Source organism: Bradyrhizobium roseum (assembly GCF_030413175.1).
GTDB lineage: Bacteria > Pseudomonadota > Alphaproteobacteria > Rhizobiales > Xanthobacteraceae > Bradyrhizobium > Bradyrhizobium roseum.
The window spans coordinates 4,644,351-4,660,057 of record NZ_CP129212.1 but is presented as its reverse complement, the minus strand read 5'-3'; the positions used below and the strand labels follow the sequence as shown (position 1 = coordinate 4,660,057).

At 63.1% G+C, this 15,707-nt stretch carries 13 protein-coding genes; 8 read left to right on the top strand and 5 right to left on the bottom strand.

Annotated features, from left to right (window positions below; genetic code table 11):
• Positions 1 to 5 precede the first annotated feature (5 nt).
• From QUH67_RS22270 to QUH67_RS22250, 5 genes are read left to right on the top strand one after another with little or no spacing between them, the layout of a single operon-like run.
• Positions 6 to 1,895, top strand: a complete 1,890-nt coding sequence (locus QUH67_RS22270) for an IucA/IucC family protein (protein WP_407080340.1) — start codon at positions 6 to 8, stop codon at positions 1,893 to 1,895.
• The gene (locus tag QUH67_RS22265) at positions 1,892 to 3,121 is read left to right on the top strand and encodes an MFS transporter (protein WP_300941256.1); all 1,230 of its coding nucleotides are present in this window, start codon (positions 1,892 to 1,894) and stop codon (positions 3,119 to 3,121) included. Before QUH67_RS22270 ends, QUH67_RS22265 begins: the two co-directional genes overlap by 4 nt.
• Positions 3,118 to 4,290 carry an ABC transporter substrate-binding protein gene (locus QUH67_RS22260; protein ID WP_300941254.1) on the top strand — a complete coding sequence of 391 codons (1,173 nt, stop codon included), beginning with the start codon at positions 3,118 to 3,120 and terminating at the stop codon, positions 4,288 to 4,290. The genes QUH67_RS22265 and QUH67_RS22260 overlap by 4 nt, the downstream gene beginning before the upstream one ends.
• Positions 4,287 to 5,354, top strand: a complete 1,068-nt coding sequence (locus QUH67_RS22255; RefSeq protein WP_300941252.1) for a FecCD family ABC transporter permease — start codon at positions 4,287 to 4,289, stop codon at positions 5,352 to 5,354. Before QUH67_RS22260 ends, QUH67_RS22255 begins: the two co-directional genes overlap by 4 nt.
• Entirely contained in the window at positions 5,348 to 6,100 is a 753-nt protein-coding gene (locus tag QUH67_RS22250) for an ABC transporter ATP-binding protein (protein ID WP_300941250.1), read from the top strand. The genes QUH67_RS22255 and QUH67_RS22250 overlap by 7 nt, the downstream gene beginning before the upstream one ends.
• Positions 6,101 to 6,579: 479 nt before the next feature.
• Here the strand turns inward: QUH67_RS22250 and QUH67_RS22245 are convergent, their stop codons facing one another.
• The 5 genes from QUH67_RS22245 to QUH67_RS22225 are packed head-to-tail and all read right to left on the bottom strand — an operon-like array spanning position 6,580 to position 11,998.
• Entirely contained in the window at positions 6,580 to 8,130 is a 1,551-nt protein-coding gene (locus QUH67_RS22245) for an ABC transporter substrate-binding protein (RefSeq protein ID WP_300941248.1), read from the bottom strand.
• A gap of 33 nt (positions 8,131 to 8,163) precedes the next feature.
• Entirely contained in the window at positions 8,164 to 9,153 is a 990-nt protein-coding gene (locus QUH67_RS22240; RefSeq protein ID WP_300941246.1) for an ABC transporter ATP-binding protein, read from the bottom strand.
• A complete protein-coding gene (locus QUH67_RS22235) occupies positions 9,150 to 10,154 on the bottom strand; it encodes an ABC transporter ATP-binding protein (protein WP_300941244.1) in 1,005 nt (334 codons plus the stop codon). Before QUH67_RS22235 ends, QUH67_RS22240 begins: the two co-directional genes overlap by 4 nt.
• Before the next feature lie 9 nt (positions 10,155 to 10,163).
• The gene (locus tag QUH67_RS22230; protein WP_300941243.1) at positions 10,164 to 11,057 is read right to left on the bottom strand and encodes an ABC transporter permease; all 894 of its coding nucleotides are present in this window, start codon (positions 11,055 to 11,057) and stop codon (positions 10,164 to 10,166) included.
• The gene (locus QUH67_RS22225; protein ID WP_300941242.1) at positions 11,057 to 11,998 is read right to left on the bottom strand and encodes an ABC transporter permease; all 942 of its coding nucleotides are present in this window, start codon (positions 11,996 to 11,998) and stop codon (positions 11,057 to 11,059) included. The genes QUH67_RS22230 and QUH67_RS22225 overlap by 1 nt, the downstream gene beginning before the upstream one ends.
• 156 nt (positions 11,999 to 12,154) lie before the next feature.
• Here QUH67_RS22225 and QUH67_RS22220 point away from each other — a divergent pair, with 156 nt between their 5' ends.
• From QUH67_RS22220 to QUH67_RS22210, 3 genes are read left to right on the top strand one after another with little or no spacing between them, the layout of a single operon-like run.
• A complete protein-coding gene (locus tag QUH67_RS22220; RefSeq protein WP_300941240.1) occupies positions 12,155 to 13,231 on the top strand; it encodes a LacI family DNA-binding transcriptional regulator in 1,077 nt (358 codons plus the stop codon).
• Entirely contained in the window at positions 13,224 to 14,666 is a 1,443-nt protein-coding gene (locus QUH67_RS22215; protein ID WP_300941239.1) for an amidase, read from the top strand. Before QUH67_RS22220 ends, QUH67_RS22215 begins: the two co-directional genes overlap by 8 nt.
• Entirely contained in the window at positions 14,663 to 15,706 is a 1,044-nt protein-coding gene (locus QUH67_RS22210) for an aldo/keto reductase (RefSeq protein ID WP_300941237.1), read from the top strand. The genes QUH67_RS22215 and QUH67_RS22210 overlap by 4 nt, the downstream gene beginning before the upstream one ends.
• Position 15,707: the final 1 nt, after the last annotated feature.

Genomic DNA, 15,707 nt, shown 5'->3' with positions numbered 1-15,707 from the left:
GCGTTATGGAGCAGAGGATGTCTTCGACGGCAGATGCCGAAGCTGAGGCACATGGCGAGCGCCTTCGGTCGGCCGCGTCGCGCAACGCACTCAACCGGTTGGTCCGCTGCCTGTTTGCCGAGCGGCTTCTTCAATCGGATGCACTGTTGTGGGCGCGCGAGGGCAACCAGGCATGGCTTCCGCTTTGGCAGTCGCGCCGGGTTCTGTATTTCAGTGACCTGCGTCGCGCGCCGGCCAGAACATTTCAAAATCGCGGCTCTGTCGAGATACTCGATGAAACCGGCACTCGGCTCCGGATCGATGATCCGTCCGAGTTTATCGATCAGGTCGCGCCCGTCCTCGCCATCACGCCCGCACCGGATGGCGTCCGGCATCTCATGTGCGACGTCGAGGGCAGCATGCGCAACGACGTGCTGGCACGTGCTCACCGGGAGCGCTGGAGCGCCGAGTTGCGGGGGAAAGTGACAGAGGCGGGTGCGACGGGGTTCCTCGCATATCTGGAAAACAGCCTGCCGAAGCATCTGGCGGCCATGGCCCTCGATCAGTGGGGTGCGCTGGAAGGTCATCCCTTCTATCCGACATGGAAGGCCAAACCCAACCTGTCGGCGGAGGAGGTCGCTGCGCTGTCGCCGGAGTTCGGTGCTCGCGTGTCCGTTCGCGTCGCGGCGCTGCGCAAGGAGTGGGCCTATGTGGAGAAGATGCCGCATGTCGGCAGCTATTTGGAATGGTTCGCGCAGAAATTCCCCGAACTCTGGCGCGATTGGGCCGACGGCTTGAATAAGCGTGGAAAGTCTCCCGAGCACTGGCTTCCGCTTCCTGTTCATATCTGGCACCTCGAAAATTTCGTTCGCCGTGAATTCGCATCCGAGATCGCTTCCGGCGTTTTCGACCCTGACGGTCCGGAGGTCGTGACGCTGCCCGCCATGTCGTTCCGCACGATGCTGCCGGATACAAGGGAATCGAGGCCCTTCATCAAACTGCCGGTCGCGATCTGGATGACCAGCGAACAGCGTACGCTGCAGGCCAAGTCGATCCACATGGGGCCGCGCCTCAGCACCCTGATTGCGAATATTCTTTCAAAAGAGAGAGGTCTCGCCGAGACCCTGGAGATCTTCACCGAAGAGCTGGGCGCCATCCTGCACGACCCGGTAACGGGTGATGAGCACCCGGGGCGCTTTCTTTCGGTCGTCTACCGCAACTCCGACGCCTTGGCACGAAATGACGGGCTGTTGCCGGTCACCGTCGCCGCACTCTTGACGGCAAGCCCGATCGACGGCCGCCCGCTCATTTGTGAACTGATTGCGAGACGTGGCGATGAAAGCGCCGCGGCCGTATCGTCGTTCTTTCGCGCCTATGCTGCAACGGTCATCGGGCCGACGCTCGCCATGTACCTGCTTTACGGAATAGCCTTTGAGGCGCATCAGCAGAACAGCACGATCCTGTTCGATGAAGCCGGTTGCCCGCGAAAATTGTTGATCCGTGACTTCGGCGATGGTCGCAGCTTTGCGCCGTTGTTCAGGGAACGCGGACACCACCTCGAGCCCTTCAGCCGCGTGGGGATATTGCCTACCACATTTGACGACGATATCACTCCCGTGCGCTCATTCGTCATCGACGCCTGTTTCTTCTGCCACCTTCATGAGATCGCGCTGTGCCTTCACGAACAATATGCGCTGCCGGGCACAAGACTTTGGCACATCCTGCGGAAAGAGACCGAGGCAGTGTTTGATGCCCTGAGGCCGCGCATGCTTTCGGACGCGTTCTGGCTGGAGGAGCGCAGGGCATTTCTCGAGAAGCCGTGGCCGACCCGCTCGGTGCTGCGGATGCATCTGGAGCGGTATCGCGACTATCGCCTTGAGCACGAATTGCCAAATCCAATGGCGGGAGCGGAATGACCAGCGCTTCTGCCGCGGTTCGCGGCTTCGGACCGGTTTTCGTTACGCTGTTCGGGCTGCAATTCATTTCCATGGGCGCCATGGAAATGAGCGGTCCATTCTGGCCGATCCAGATCAGGCTGCTGAGCCCTTCCGACAGTGTCTTTGGGCTGGCAGGCATCGGCGTCTACGTTGGCCCGATGATCGGCATGTCGCTGACCAGCGCCTTCTGGGGGCGAATGGGCGATCGCTATGGCAATCGGCTGATGATGGTTCGGGCGCTCGGCGGCCTCGCCATCACGCAGTTGCTTGTTGCCGTTGCACAGGATGTCTGGACGATCATGGTGCTGCGTTTCTTGCAGGGCGCCTGCGCCGGCTACATCGCCCCAGCGCAGGCCTATGGCGTGCAGGTTACCGGCGGGAAAGACCGCGCCAGCCTGTTCGCCTGGCTTCAGGTTGCGACCAATGTGGGCTCGCTGGGCGGCGCCTTCCTGGGCGGGCTGATCCTCGATAGCTTGCCATTTGCCGCAATAAATCTGACCGCCGGTGTAGTCTGCGCGCTGTGCGCTGCCGTTGCCTGGTTGAGCCTTCCCGTTCCGCCGCCAGGAATTATTGCCGCCAGTTCCGGAAGCGCGGGTACCGCAAAGCCTTCGGCGTCGACTGGTGTTCCGCTTGCAGCTCTTCTTGTCCTGATGGGCATGCTGCTTGCCAGCCGCATGGTCCTGCAGGTTCCGTTCGCGCTGTACATGACCGAGATATTTGGCGCCCGGCACTGGGTGGCTGGCCTCACTTACGGACTGCTGGCATGCGGCTTTGTCGTGGCCGCGCCGCTATGGGCGCGGCTCTTCGAGAACAGAACGCCAACCTATGTGCTGGGCGGCAATGTGCTTATTTCGGCCGCGTGCGCTCTGGTCACGCATCTGGCGGGAAGCACGGGCTCCGTTGCCGTATTCGCGTTTCTGTATTTTATCTGGGGCGTACTTCTTGGAGGAACGACGCCAGTTCTTCTCGCGCTCATTTCGGTCACCGCGGCCAATGATCGGCAAGGTGCGGTCCTGGGCCTTGCGCAAGCCTCCCAGCAGGCTGCTTCCGCGAGCGGCATCATTGCCGGCGTCGCGGTCACCCAGCTCTTCGGTGTCGGTGCTGCTTTCCCGCTGGTCGCCGCGCTTTATGCCTTATCATTCTTGTCGGCCCTCGGCATATGGTTCAAAGCGGCGCGCTCAACTCAAAAGAGAGGTCAACGATGAAGGATCGCCGTTCGCTGCTGAATGCCGCGATGATGACGCTTGTTCTGACCGTCTTGTTTCCAATAGCCGCATGTGCCGGCGAACCTGGACCTGCACAGACGCAGGCGCCGCTTATCCTTACGGACCTTGCGGGCCGTCAGGTGATCCTCAACGCACCCGTCAAGCGCATGCTTTTGGGCGAAGGTCGGCAGCTCTATCTCATTGCATCGCTGGAGCCCAGGGATCCGCTGGCACATGTGGTCGCCTGGCGTACCGATCTGATCGCGGCCGACCCGGCCACTTATGCGCAATATCTCAAGGCTTTTCCCCAGTTGGAGAAACTTCCTTCCTTCAAGGGCCAGGAGGACAGTTTGATCGATATCGAGTCGGCGATCATCCAGAAGCCCGACGTGGTGCTGCTTAATCTGGAAGCCATGCAGGCCAACAAGGAAGCCAACTACATCGAGAAGCTCGCGGCGCTCAGCATACCGGTCGTCTACGTCGATTTTCGCCACCATCCTCTGGAGAACACCGAGCCGACCATCAGGCTGCTCGGCAAGATCATGGGGCGCGAGGCGCGTGCGGAAGAGATCATCGCGTTCCGCCGCCAGGCCATGGCGGCGGTGAGCGACGTGCTCGCCGCCAAACAACCGAAGCGCCCCAAGGTGTTCATCGAACGGATCGGAGGCTACTCGCAAGATTGCTGCCTGTCGTTCGGCGCAGAGAATTTTGGCAGATATGTCGAACTCGCAGGTGGCCAGAATATCGCAAGCAGCATCATCCCTTCGACCTTCGGACAGATCAGTCCCGAACAGGTCATCGTTGCCGATCCTGAGCATGTGGTGGTTACCAGCGCAGACTGGCAAGCCTATGTGCCCGGGGGCCGCTGGATACCGCTCGGACCGGGGGCAGATCCTCGCCTGACGCGCAAGAAGCTCGAGTGGTTCACCACCCGCGATGCCTATACCGGTATCGCGGCAAAGAAGACGCGGAGTTTTCACGGCATCTGGCACCAGTTCTACAATAGCCCCTACGAATTCGTTGCGGTCCAGCAATTGGCGAAGTGGCTGCACCCTGATCTGTTTGCCGATCTGGATCCCGATGCAACCTTTGCCGAATACCATCGGCGCTTCCTGCCGATCGAGTACCGATCCGGCTACAGCACCAGCCTTTCTAGCAGCCAACGATGACAAATCTCCAAACTGAAGCACTGTCCCTGGCCGGACGCGACGCCTACCGAGCGCTCACCGCCAGGCGCTGGATCGTTGTGGTCGTGCTGACGATCGGAGTTTGCGTCGCGCTGCTCGGCGACCTTTCGACTGGACCGGCCAGCTATGGGTTTGGAGACGTTGTGCGCACACTTGTTCTGCCGGCAGAGGCGGATCCGCAGATGCGCGTCATTGTCTGGTCGATCCGGATGCCGTCGGCCCTGATGGGCGTCGTGGTCGGCGTTGCGCTTGCCATCGCCGGCGCCCAGATGCAGACGATCCTGAACAATCCGCTGGCGAGCCCGTTCACGCTGGGCATCTCCGCAGGTGCAAGCTTCGGTGCGGCCCTGGCGCTCGCCTTTGGTGTCGCGCTGCTTCCCATGGCAGGCGACTACATCGTCGCGGGCAATGCTTTCGTCGTAGCGATGGCGACCGCCGTCCTGATCCATCTGGCCAGCCTTCGGCGCGGTGCCTCGATCCAGATGATCGTGCTTTTGGGCATCGCGCTGGTTTTCAGCTTCAATACGGCACTCGCCATCACCCAGTATTTCGCGGCCGAACAAGCGGTCGCGGCCATCGTGTTCTGGACCATGGGCAGCCTGACCAAGGCAAATTGGCCCAAGCTTGCCATCACTGCGCTCGTCGTGGGCGCAACCCTGCCGGTCTTTCTGCGCCGCCGTTGGCAGTTGACGGCCCTGCGTCTCGGCGAGGCGCGGGCGGCGAGCTTTGGTATTCCCGTGCGTCGCCTGCGGCTCGAAACCTTGATCCTGGTCTCCCTGCTGTCGGCGATCCCGGTCGCGTTCGTGGGCACGATCGGCTTCATCGGTCTCGTCGGTCCGCACATCGCCCGCATGATGGTCGGCGAAGACCAGCGGTTCCTGCTGCCCGCGAGTGCGCTGACCGGTGCGCTGATCATGTCGTTGAGTTCGATCCTGACCAAGGTCGTGGTACCCGGCGCCGTCCTGCCGATCGGCATCGTCACCTCGGCAATTGGATTGCCGGTTTTCCTGTATTTGATCCTGAAGAGCGGAAGAGACATATGGTAGTGCTCAGCACGCATCGCCTTGGCGCCCGCTTTGGATCACGCGAGGTGCTGCGTGATGTGACGATTCCCCCCTGTCATGGCGGTGAGGTAGTGGCCGTCATTGGACCGAATGCCGCGGGAAAGTCGACGCTGTTCCGCCGTCTGGCAGCCATTCTTCCGGGTCCGGGCGAGTGCCGGCTGGAAGGGGCGCGCGACAGGAATCTCGCCATCGCCTACATGCCTCAGGACCAAACCGCAAGCGCGGCCTTGACCGTGTTCGAATCCGTCCTGCTTGCACGCAAACAAGTAAGCGGCTGGCGTCTGGAGAAATCTGATCTGTCGGCGGTTGACCAGGCGCTGGCGCAACTCGATATGAGCGATCTGGCCAGTGAAATCCTTTCCGAGCTGAGCGGTGGACAACGTCAGCTTGTCGGGCTTGCCCAATGTCTCGTGCGCGAGCCGGAGGTGCTGCTCCTGGACGAGCCGACCAGCGCGCTGGACATGCACCGCCAGTTGGAAGCGATGCGGCAGGTACGCAACCTTGCGCACGACGGCGGCATGCTCGTGCTGATCGCGATGCATCATCTCGACTTGGCGCTGAAATTCGCGGACAAGGTTGCGATCCTCTCCGGCGGGACGTTGTACGATTTCGGTGCGGCGATCGATGTTCTGACGCCGGAAAACCTTGCCGCCACCTTTCGTATCAGGGCGCGTGTCGAATCTTGTTCGCAGGGCAAGCCACATTTGATCGTCGACGATCCGATCTGACACTCCGCGCGTCCATCCAAGATTTGTCACCATCGGTACGCGCGCTGTCGCTACAACACGATCAAGCGCGTTATTTTGCTGGCAAAGAACGTCTGTATCGGAGGCGGTTGCTTCTAAGCGCTGCGAGCGTATTGACATGACCTGCGGGATGGCGCCGCAGGGTGTCGTCGCAATCGTAAGCGTCGCTCGAGATAGAAGCCTCCGTCGCGCAACGATTCGATCCATTCTCGATCGGAAAGTCGCGGGCCGCTATTCCTCATCTTCAACAGCCTTCTGGCGAGCGGTGCCAGAATCCCTTGGTGCCGCCTCAATGTCGTTTTCAGCGAACTACGCGAAACGAAAGCGACCAGCCGCGCAGGGGCCGACGCGCCTTTGCGCAGCAATGGAAATCTCCCGACATTGAAGGCTTGGACGGGCAGGGCGTCGAGCCCTGTTCGTTTTGCCCTCTCTCGGCCCGGCGAACATGACGTGCCCACCGATCACTTCCCGCGGCCGACGCTCCAGTAGACCGGGACGCCCGCACTGAGCAATCCGGTGAGGTCCTTGCGGTAGCCCCGGACCAGATAAAACTGTCCGACCGGGACGTAGGGCACGGTTTCGAGGGCCCGCTGCTGGATCGCACGCGCATTGGCCTTTCGGCCCTCGAGATCCGGAATCATCGTGAATTCCGCCCGCAGCTTCTCGATGGTTTCGTCGCACGGCCAGCCGAACCAGGCCTTTTCGCAGTTCGAACGCAACGCCAGATGGCCGACCGGCTCGAACATATCCGGCGCCGCGGGCCCTGACATGAAGGCGGACCAGCCGCCTTGCGCGACGGGATTCTTGCTGGCGCGCCGCGTCGACAGCGTCGGCCAGTCCATCGCCTGATAGTCGACCTTCAGCCCGATATCGCGCATCGCCTGCGCCACCACGAGCGTCTGCGGATGCAGCGCGGTTTCGGTGGCATCGAGCAGCACGATCGGCGACCCGTCGTAGCCGCTTTCCTTCACCAGTTGCTTCGCCTTGGCCACGTCTGGCTTTGGCCAGCCGGCGTCGGTGAAGTAAGGCGAATCGCACATGTAGAACGAGGGGCAGTTGGTGTAGAGCGAGGCGTCGTCGACATAGGCGCGCAGCGTCTGCTCCTGATCCACCAGATGGAGCATGGCCTGGCGCAGTTTGGCATTGTTGAACGGGGGGATCGCCTGGTTGAGACGCATCACGCCCTGCAACGCGGCAAGCCTGGCGATACCCACCTTGGCATTACCTTTCAGCAGCGTCATCATATCAGGCGGAATCTCTTCGAAGATGTCGATTTCGCCGGCTTGCAGCGCATTGAGCGCGGTTTGCGCGTCGGGGATGATCACCCATTCGACGCGATCGACATTTGCCACCTTGCCACCGGCGAGGCCGCTCGGCGGATCTTGGCGCGGCGCGTAGGTCGGCGCTTTGACGTAGACCACTTTCGAACCCGGTGACCACTCGTCACGCTTCATCATGAACGGGCCGGAGCCGGTCGGATCCTTGACCGCCTCGTTGGTCGGCGTTTTGGCAATCCGCTCGGGCATGATGAACGGCACCATCGAACTCGGCTTGCCGAGCGCCTCCAGCACCAGTCCCCAGCGATCCCGAAGGGTGAGCTTGACGGTCTTGGCGTCGACGGCCTCCAGTGAGGCCGTGTGCGCGGTCAATTGCTGGCCGAGGCCATCCAGTTGGCCCCAGCGCCTGAGCGAGGCGACGACGTCGGCGGCGGTGACGGCCGCACCGTCATGGAATTTCAGATTGTCGCGCAGCACGAATGTCCAGGTCAGGCCGTCCGGCGTGGTGGCGAAACTTTGTACCATCTGCGGTTTGATGGTGCCTTTCTCATCCTGAGCAAACAGCGTGTCGTAGATCATGTAGCCGTGATTGCGGACCATGTAATCCGACGTCACCATCGGATCGATGGTCTTGAGATCACCGAACGGCCGTACCTTCAGGGTGGTTTGTGCCGAGGCCGGCACGGCCGTGACGGCCAGTGCCGCTGCGATGATGACTCCCAGAGTTCTGTTCATATTGGTTTCTCCCCTCACACGATTTTGTCGTTTTCATTGATAGGCTGCTGCGGACGTCTGTTGGTCGACATGGTGGCAGGCCACCTGATGACCGCTGGCTTTCTCCTCCAGCGGCGGCGGCCGTTCGGCACAGATCGCCGTCGCCATCGGGCACCGCGTTCGAAACCGGCACCCGGACGGCAGCGCGCTGGCGCTTGGAATCTCTCCCTGCAACAACGCACGCCGGCCGCGCCGGCTCGGATGGGTGACCGGAACGGAGTCGAGCAGGGCGCGCGCATAGGGATGCCGCGGATTTTTGAAGAACGCATCGCGGGAGGCGATTTCGACGATGGTGCCGAGATACATGACCGCGACCGTCGTGCTGATGAATTCCACGACACTCAGGTCGTGGCTGATGAACAGGTAGGCCAGCCCGAGGTCACGCTTGAGATCGGCGAGCAGATTGAGGATTTGCGCCTGGATCGAAACGTCGAGTGCCGCGACCGGCTCATCCGCTACCAGCACCGCAGGATTGAGCGCCAATGCGCGCGCGATGCCGAGGCGCTGTCGCTGGCCGCCTGAGAATTCATGCGGAAAGCGGTCCCACTGATGTCGCGCCAGCCCAACGGAGTCGAATAGCGCTTCGATCCGGCGGCCGAACGCAGCGTCGTCGACCGCGCCGTAATTGATCAGGGGCTCGGCGACGATCTGGCGCGCCGTCATGCGCGGGTTGAGCGAAGCGGACGGGTCCTGAAACACCAGTTGCACATGGCGGCGAGCCTGCCGCAGGCTTTCACCTGCCATGTGCGTGACATCTTCACCGTTCAGGCGGATGGTGCCTGACGTCGGATCAGCCAGCCGAAGCACCAGCCGGGCCACGGTGGACTTGCCGCAGCCGGATTCGCCGACCAGCGCCAGCGTTTCGCCTCGCGCCAGCGAAAACGTCACGCCATCGACGGCACGCACCGCTCCTTCGCCGCCGAACAGGCCACGGCGAAACGCAAAGTGCTTGGTGAGCCGATCGACTTCGAGCACAGCGGTCATCGCGCACCCCCGGCATTTGCAGCCATCTCCGGATGCCAGCAGGCCACCAGATGCGACGGCGCAAGCGGCAGGGCGAACGGCTCCGCCGCGCACTGCTTGGTTGCCGATCCGCAACGCGGCGAGAAGGCGCAGCCGGCGGGAACCATCGTCGGTGCCGGCACGGTACCCTTGATCTCGGTCAGGCGATCGACCACGGCGCCGCCTGCCTGCCGTGACAGCCGCGGGATCGATCGCATCAGGCCGCGCGTATAGGGATGGCAGGCCTTGTCGAACAGCGACACCACGTCGGTCTGCTCGACGATCCTGCCGGCATAGAGCACGGCAACGCGATCGGCGATCTCGGCAACCACGCCGAGATCGTGGGTGATGAAGACGATCGCGGTTCCGATCTCGGCACGCAACTCCGCCATCATTTCCAGGATCTGCGCCTGAATGGTCACGTCGAGCGCCGTCGTCGGCTCGTCGGCAAGCAACAATTTGGGCCGGCAGGCCAGCGCCATTGCGATCATCACGCGCTGGCGCATGCCGCCGGACAACTGATGCGGATAGGCGGCAAGCCTGCGTTGCGGATCGGGAATCCGCACCTTGTTGAACAGGTCGAGCGCGCGGGCGCGTGCCGCGGCGGACGACACGCTTTCATGGCGCTGGATGCCCTCGGTGATCTGCTCGCCGATCGTCATGACCGGATTGAGCGACGTCATCGGCTCCTGGAAGATCATCGCGAGGTCGCGTCCCCGCATGTCACGCAGCGCGGGCTCGTCCAGCGCGGCAAGGTCGACTCCGCCAAGACGAATCCTTCCCCCATCGATGCGTGCGCCCCGCGGCAGCAGCCGCATGATCGCAAGCGCCGTCAGGCTTTTGCCGCAACCGGATTCACCGACCAGGCACAGCGTTTCGCCGGCCGCCACCTCGATCGACAGATCGCGGACGATCGGGCACCAGCCGTTTGCGGTCTGCACCGAGACATTGAGCTGTTCCACCGAGAGCACCGGCTGCTGCATCGCCATCCCCTAGCGCCGTGACCGCGAAAGACGCGGGTCGAGCGCGTCGCGCAAGGCGTCGCCGAGGACATTGACGGTGAGCACCAGCAGCGCGAGGCAGGCGCCCGGGAATGCAATCATCCACGGCCCGCGCTGCAGATATTGACGGCCCTCAGCCAGCATGTTGCCCCAGCTCGGAATCGTCGGCGGCGTGCCGGCGCCGAGAAACGACAGCACCGATTCCACGATCATGGCGGAGGCGAAGACATAGGTCGCCTGCACGATGACCGGCGCGGCGATATTGGGCAGCACGTGCCGCCACAGCAGACGGGACAGCTTGGTCCCGTTGGTGACGGCGGCTTCCACATAGGGCTGCTCGCGGATCACCAGCACCGAGCTGCGTACCACGCGGGCCATACGCGGGATTTCGGCGATGCTGATCGCCACCACCACATTCTGGACGCTGGAGCCGAACAGCGACATCAGGGCGATCGCCAGCAGAATGCCGGGGATCGCCATGATACCGTCCATCAACCGCATGATGACGTTGTCGGCCCGCCGCAAAAAGCCTGCCAGCAGACCGAACAGAAGACCGACGACAGTCGTCGCTATTGCCACGAGAATGCCGACGGTCAGCGAGATCCGCGTGCCGTTCAGCGTCCGCGACAGCGTCGAGCGCCCGAATTGATCGGTGCCGAAGGGGTCCTGCAGGCTCGGCGTGCGCAGACGCTGCAGTGGATTGAGCCGTAGCGGGTCCGGCAGCACCAGCGGCGCCAGCAGCGCGATGACGATGAACAGCAGCAGCACGGCGCCCCCGATCAGGATCGCCGGGTGTTTCGCAAGGAGCGACGCGATCCTGCGAACGGCATGGCGGCGATGGCTCGCCGCGGCGGCGGTATCGATCACGGTGTCTGCCATCGACATCAGTACCGGACCCGCGGATCGAACAGCACGTAGCTGAGGTCGACCAGGAGGTTGATCACCACATACACCGAGGAGAACACCAGGATCAGGCCCTGCACCACCGGATAGTCGCGGCGCTGAATGGCGTCGGTGGCGAGCCGTCCAAGTCCTGGAATATTGAACACGGTTTCGGTGACGACCACGCCGCCGAGCAGCGCCGCCATCCCGATACCGATCACCGTGACGATCGGGACCGCGGCATTGCTGAGCGCGTGGCGGATGTTGATGCGCGCGGGCATCAACCCCTTGGCGTTCGCGGTACGAATGTAATCTTCCGACAGCACTTCGAGCAGGCTGGCGCGCGTCACGCGCGCCAGCAGCGAGGCATACAGCAGCGCCAGCGCGGCGCCCGGCAGGATCAGGCTGTGCAGGCAGGCAAGGGCGCCTTGCGACAGCGGCACGTAGCCCTGGGTCGGAAACCAGCCGAGGGTGAGTGCGAACACGTAGACCAGCAGAAATGCGATCACGAACACCGGCGAGGAAAAGCCGAGCACCGCCAAGGCCATCACGACGCGATCGGCAAGGCCGCCGGCTCGCACCGCAGCCAGCATGCCGAGCGGCAGCGCAATCGCGATCGCAAACACGATCGCCACCAGCGCCAGCATCGCTGTCGGTTCCAGGCGCTGCCCGATCAGGCGGCTGACCGGGATATCGGAAAACACCGAGCGTCCGAGATCACCGCGCAGCAACTGGCCTGCCCATGCAAGCAACTGATCGACCAGAGGGCGGTTTAGCCCGAGTTGCTCGCGAACGGTTTCGATCTGCGCCGAGGTCGCCTGGTCGCCGGCAATCATGATGGCGGGATCGCCGGGCGTGATGCGCAGCAGGAAGAACACGAACAGCGCCACAAAGATGAAGACCGGCACGGTCGAAAGCACACGGCGAAGCGCGTATCCCATCATGGCCGGACCACCCTTGTCGCACCCGCGCTGCTGCTGTGAGCCAACGCTCCCTCCCGCCAAATCGATAATTATTGTATCGTTTCAATTTGACTGTTTCATAGATTTATACGGCCATCAACTCTATATTTAGCTTGCCAATTTGGCCGCGATGAAGAAATGTCATCTCCTGAATTGTATCGTTTCAACGAGGCGCTGATGGCGACCATCCGCGACGTGGCTCATCTCGCAAGCGTGTCAGTGGCCACCGTCTCCAACGTCCTCAACAATCCGGCCAAGGTCAGTCCCGAGCTCCTGGCGCGGGTACGCGCTGCGGTCGACAAGCTCGGCTATGCCCCCGATGCTGCCGCGCGGAGCCTGCGCAAGCGTTCCAGCGGGCTCCTTGGCCTGATCGTTGCGGACATTACCAATCCGTTTTTCGCTGAGCTGTTCGAGGCCATCGAGCTTGCCGCCGCGGCGCGCGGCTTCTCGGTCATCCTGTGCAATTCGAACGAGATCACCGAACGCGAGGAGACCCATTTGCGGATGCTGCGTTCGCAGCGCATCGACGGCCTTATCCTGGCGCCGACGGGTACCGCTTCAATGAACCGTGCGGCCTTGCTCGCCGCGCTCGAAATGCCGGTCGTGCTGGTCGACCGCGCCATGGAAGGGCTCGGCTATGATGCCGTGGTGCTCAACAATCACCGCGCCGCCTATGAGGCGACGTCTTACGCGATCGGCTGCGGCCATCGGCGTATCGCACTGATCAATGGCCCGAAGACGGTCCGCACCGCAGCTGATCGCCTGCAGGGCTATCGCGAAGCGCTGCTTGCGGCCGGCCTTGCGCTCGACCCCGCTTTGGTGAAGGACGCGGGCTTTCGCGAGCAGTCCGCCTATGAAGCCGCGCTTCAGCTGCTGCGCAGCGACGAAAGGCCGACCGCGATCTTCACGACCAACAATCTGATGACGATCGGCGTGCTGCGCGCTACTGCCGAACTCGGCCTCAATTGTCCCGACGATATTTCGATCATCGGCATCGACGATCTTTCCTGGGCGGAGGCCGTTGCCCCGCGTCTGACCATGGTCGCGCAACCGGTTCGTGCCATGGGCGAGACCGCGCTCGATCTGCTGGCCCAGCGCATTGCCGGCACCCGTCTCGGCTCGGGAACCACCACCGTGATGGAGCCGCGGTTGATGGTTCGAAACTCCTGCGCCGCTCCCGCGTCAGCGCCCAATGCCGAGGCCGCCGATGTCTGAAGATCTTATCAAGCTCGGCGCGCTGGCCGCGCACCGGCTGCTTGCCGGCGGCGAGCTGACGTCGGTTGAGCTTGTCGATGCCGCAGCCCGGCGGATCGCCATCATCGAACCTGCGGTCAATGCGCTGCCGACGCTGTGCCTGGAGCAGGCCCGCGCGCAGGCGCAGAGCGCAGACAGCGCGCGCCGGGCCGGGCAAAAAACCCTGCTGGGTGGATTGCCGATCGTCGTCAAGGACAACAACGACGTCGGCGGCGTCCGGACCACCAGCGGGACACCGATTTTCAGGACGCGGATCGCCGAGGTTTCGGACCGCACCGTCGCAAAGCTGGAATCCAACGGCGCGATCGTGCTCGGCAAGTCCAATCTGTCCGAACTCGGCGGCGCCCAGACGACCAACGCTGTGCACGGTACGACACGGAATCCCTACGATATCCGTCTCACCTGCGGCGGATCGTCGGGCGGTGCGGCGGTAGCGCTAGCCACCGGCGAGGCGTGGCTCGCGCACGGCAATGATCTCGGCGGCAGCCTGCGGATTCCGGCGGCGTTCTGCAATGTGACCGGGCTGCGTCCGACGCCGGGCCGGGTGCCGCGCAAGCGACTCGCCAATCCGTTCGATACCATGGCGGTGGAAGGCCCGATGGCCCGCGATGTCGCTGACCTCGCCTTCATGTTCGATGCCATGGTCGGCTTCGATCCGGGCGATCCGCTGACCTCGCCAAGCTCCGAGCCGCCGTTTCTCGATGCGGCGGAATCGCCGCACAAGCCCGACCGGCTCGCCATGTCGGTCGATCTCGGCGAACTGCCTGTTAGCGACGATATCCGCGTCGCCATGGCTGAGCTGAGGCGTCTGTTCGAACGCGCCGGCATCACGGTCGCGACGGATTCACCCGATGTCGCCGGCGCCATGGACGCCTTTCGGGCGTTGCGCGGGTCGAGCTTCCTCGCCGCATGGGACCCGTACATGGCGGAACACCGCGGCCAGTTTCCCGAGCCGGTGATGGAAGATATCGAGCGCGGCCGGCATCAACCCGGCGCCGCATTGGCCGCTGCGGAACGATATCGGGCCGAGCTGTTCCGCCGCACCATCGACTTTCTCGACACGCACCGTTTCATGATTTGTCCCGCTACACAGGCGATGCCGTTCCCGGTCGAGACCCTGTTCCTGACCGAATTGGACGGCCACAAGCTTTCGACCTATCTCGACTGGATCTCGATCACGGCGATCTGGTCTTTGACCGGCTGCCCGGCGATTTCAATTCCGGTAGGCTTCTCAAAAGATGGCCTCCCGATCGGCATCCAGATTCTCGCCCATCCGCGTCGCGAGGCCGATCTCTTTCATCTCGCCGCCTGGATCGAACGTGAAATGGCTCTGCCCCGTTTGCCGATCGATCCGCGATCCCAGGCGCAGGCACGTCAAAGGGCGATGGTGCTTTGACGACAATATCGGTCACCGCTGACGGCAACCGCTTGCCGACACGACCGCTCGGCCGCACCGGGCTGAAGGTCAGCGCGATCGGGTTCGGCGCGGCGCCGATCGGTGACCTCTATGCGCGTCTCGATGAGAGCGTGGCCATCGGCGCGGTAACGGCGGCAATCGAATCCGGAATTACCCTGTTCGATGCGGCCCCGCTTTATGGGCACGGCCTGGCTGAACATCGCTGCGGCACCGCGCTGCGCGGACATCCGCGCGACAGCTTCGTGTTATCTACCAAAGTGGGCCGCTGGATGGATCCGTCGAAAGGGCGGGGCGATCGATCGGGATATGTCGGCGGCCTGCCGCACGCGGCCATCATCGATTACTCGTATGACGGCACCATGCGTTCGTTCGAGCAGTCACTGCTGCGGCTGGGCATCGATCGCATCGATATCCTTCTCATTCATGACGTTGATGTCTGGACGCATGGCGCGGCCGCGATCGAGCAGCGTTTCAAGGAGGCGATGGACGGAGCCTATCGTGCGCTCGATCAGCTGCGCAGCGCGAAGGTGATTTCAGCCATCGGCGTCGGCGTCAACGAAGCCGAGATGTGTCAGCGCTTCGCTGAGGCCGGCGATTTCGACGTCATGCTGCTGGCAGGGCGCTATTCGTTGCTGGAGCAGCCGGCGCTGCAGGGGTTTCTGCCCACCGCTGCGCGCAAGGGACTGGGCGTGCTGCTCGGAGGTGTGTTCAATTCCGGCATTCTCGCCACCGGCGCGCGGCCGGGGGCGCATTACAATTATGCCGTAGCGCCGCCGGCAATCATGGCCCGCGTCGAACGGATCGAATCGGTATGTAACGCGCATGGAACCAGGCTCGCCGACGCGGCGCTGCAGTTTCCGCTCGCCCATCCCGCTGTCTCCAGCATCGTGCTGGGGGCAGCGTCGGAGCAGGAAGTTCGCCGGAATATCGCCTCGCAGTCGCGCAAAATTCCAGCGAGTCTGTGGTCCGATCTCAAGGCGGAAGGACTGCTCGAATCCCATGTTCCGGTTCCGGCTTAGC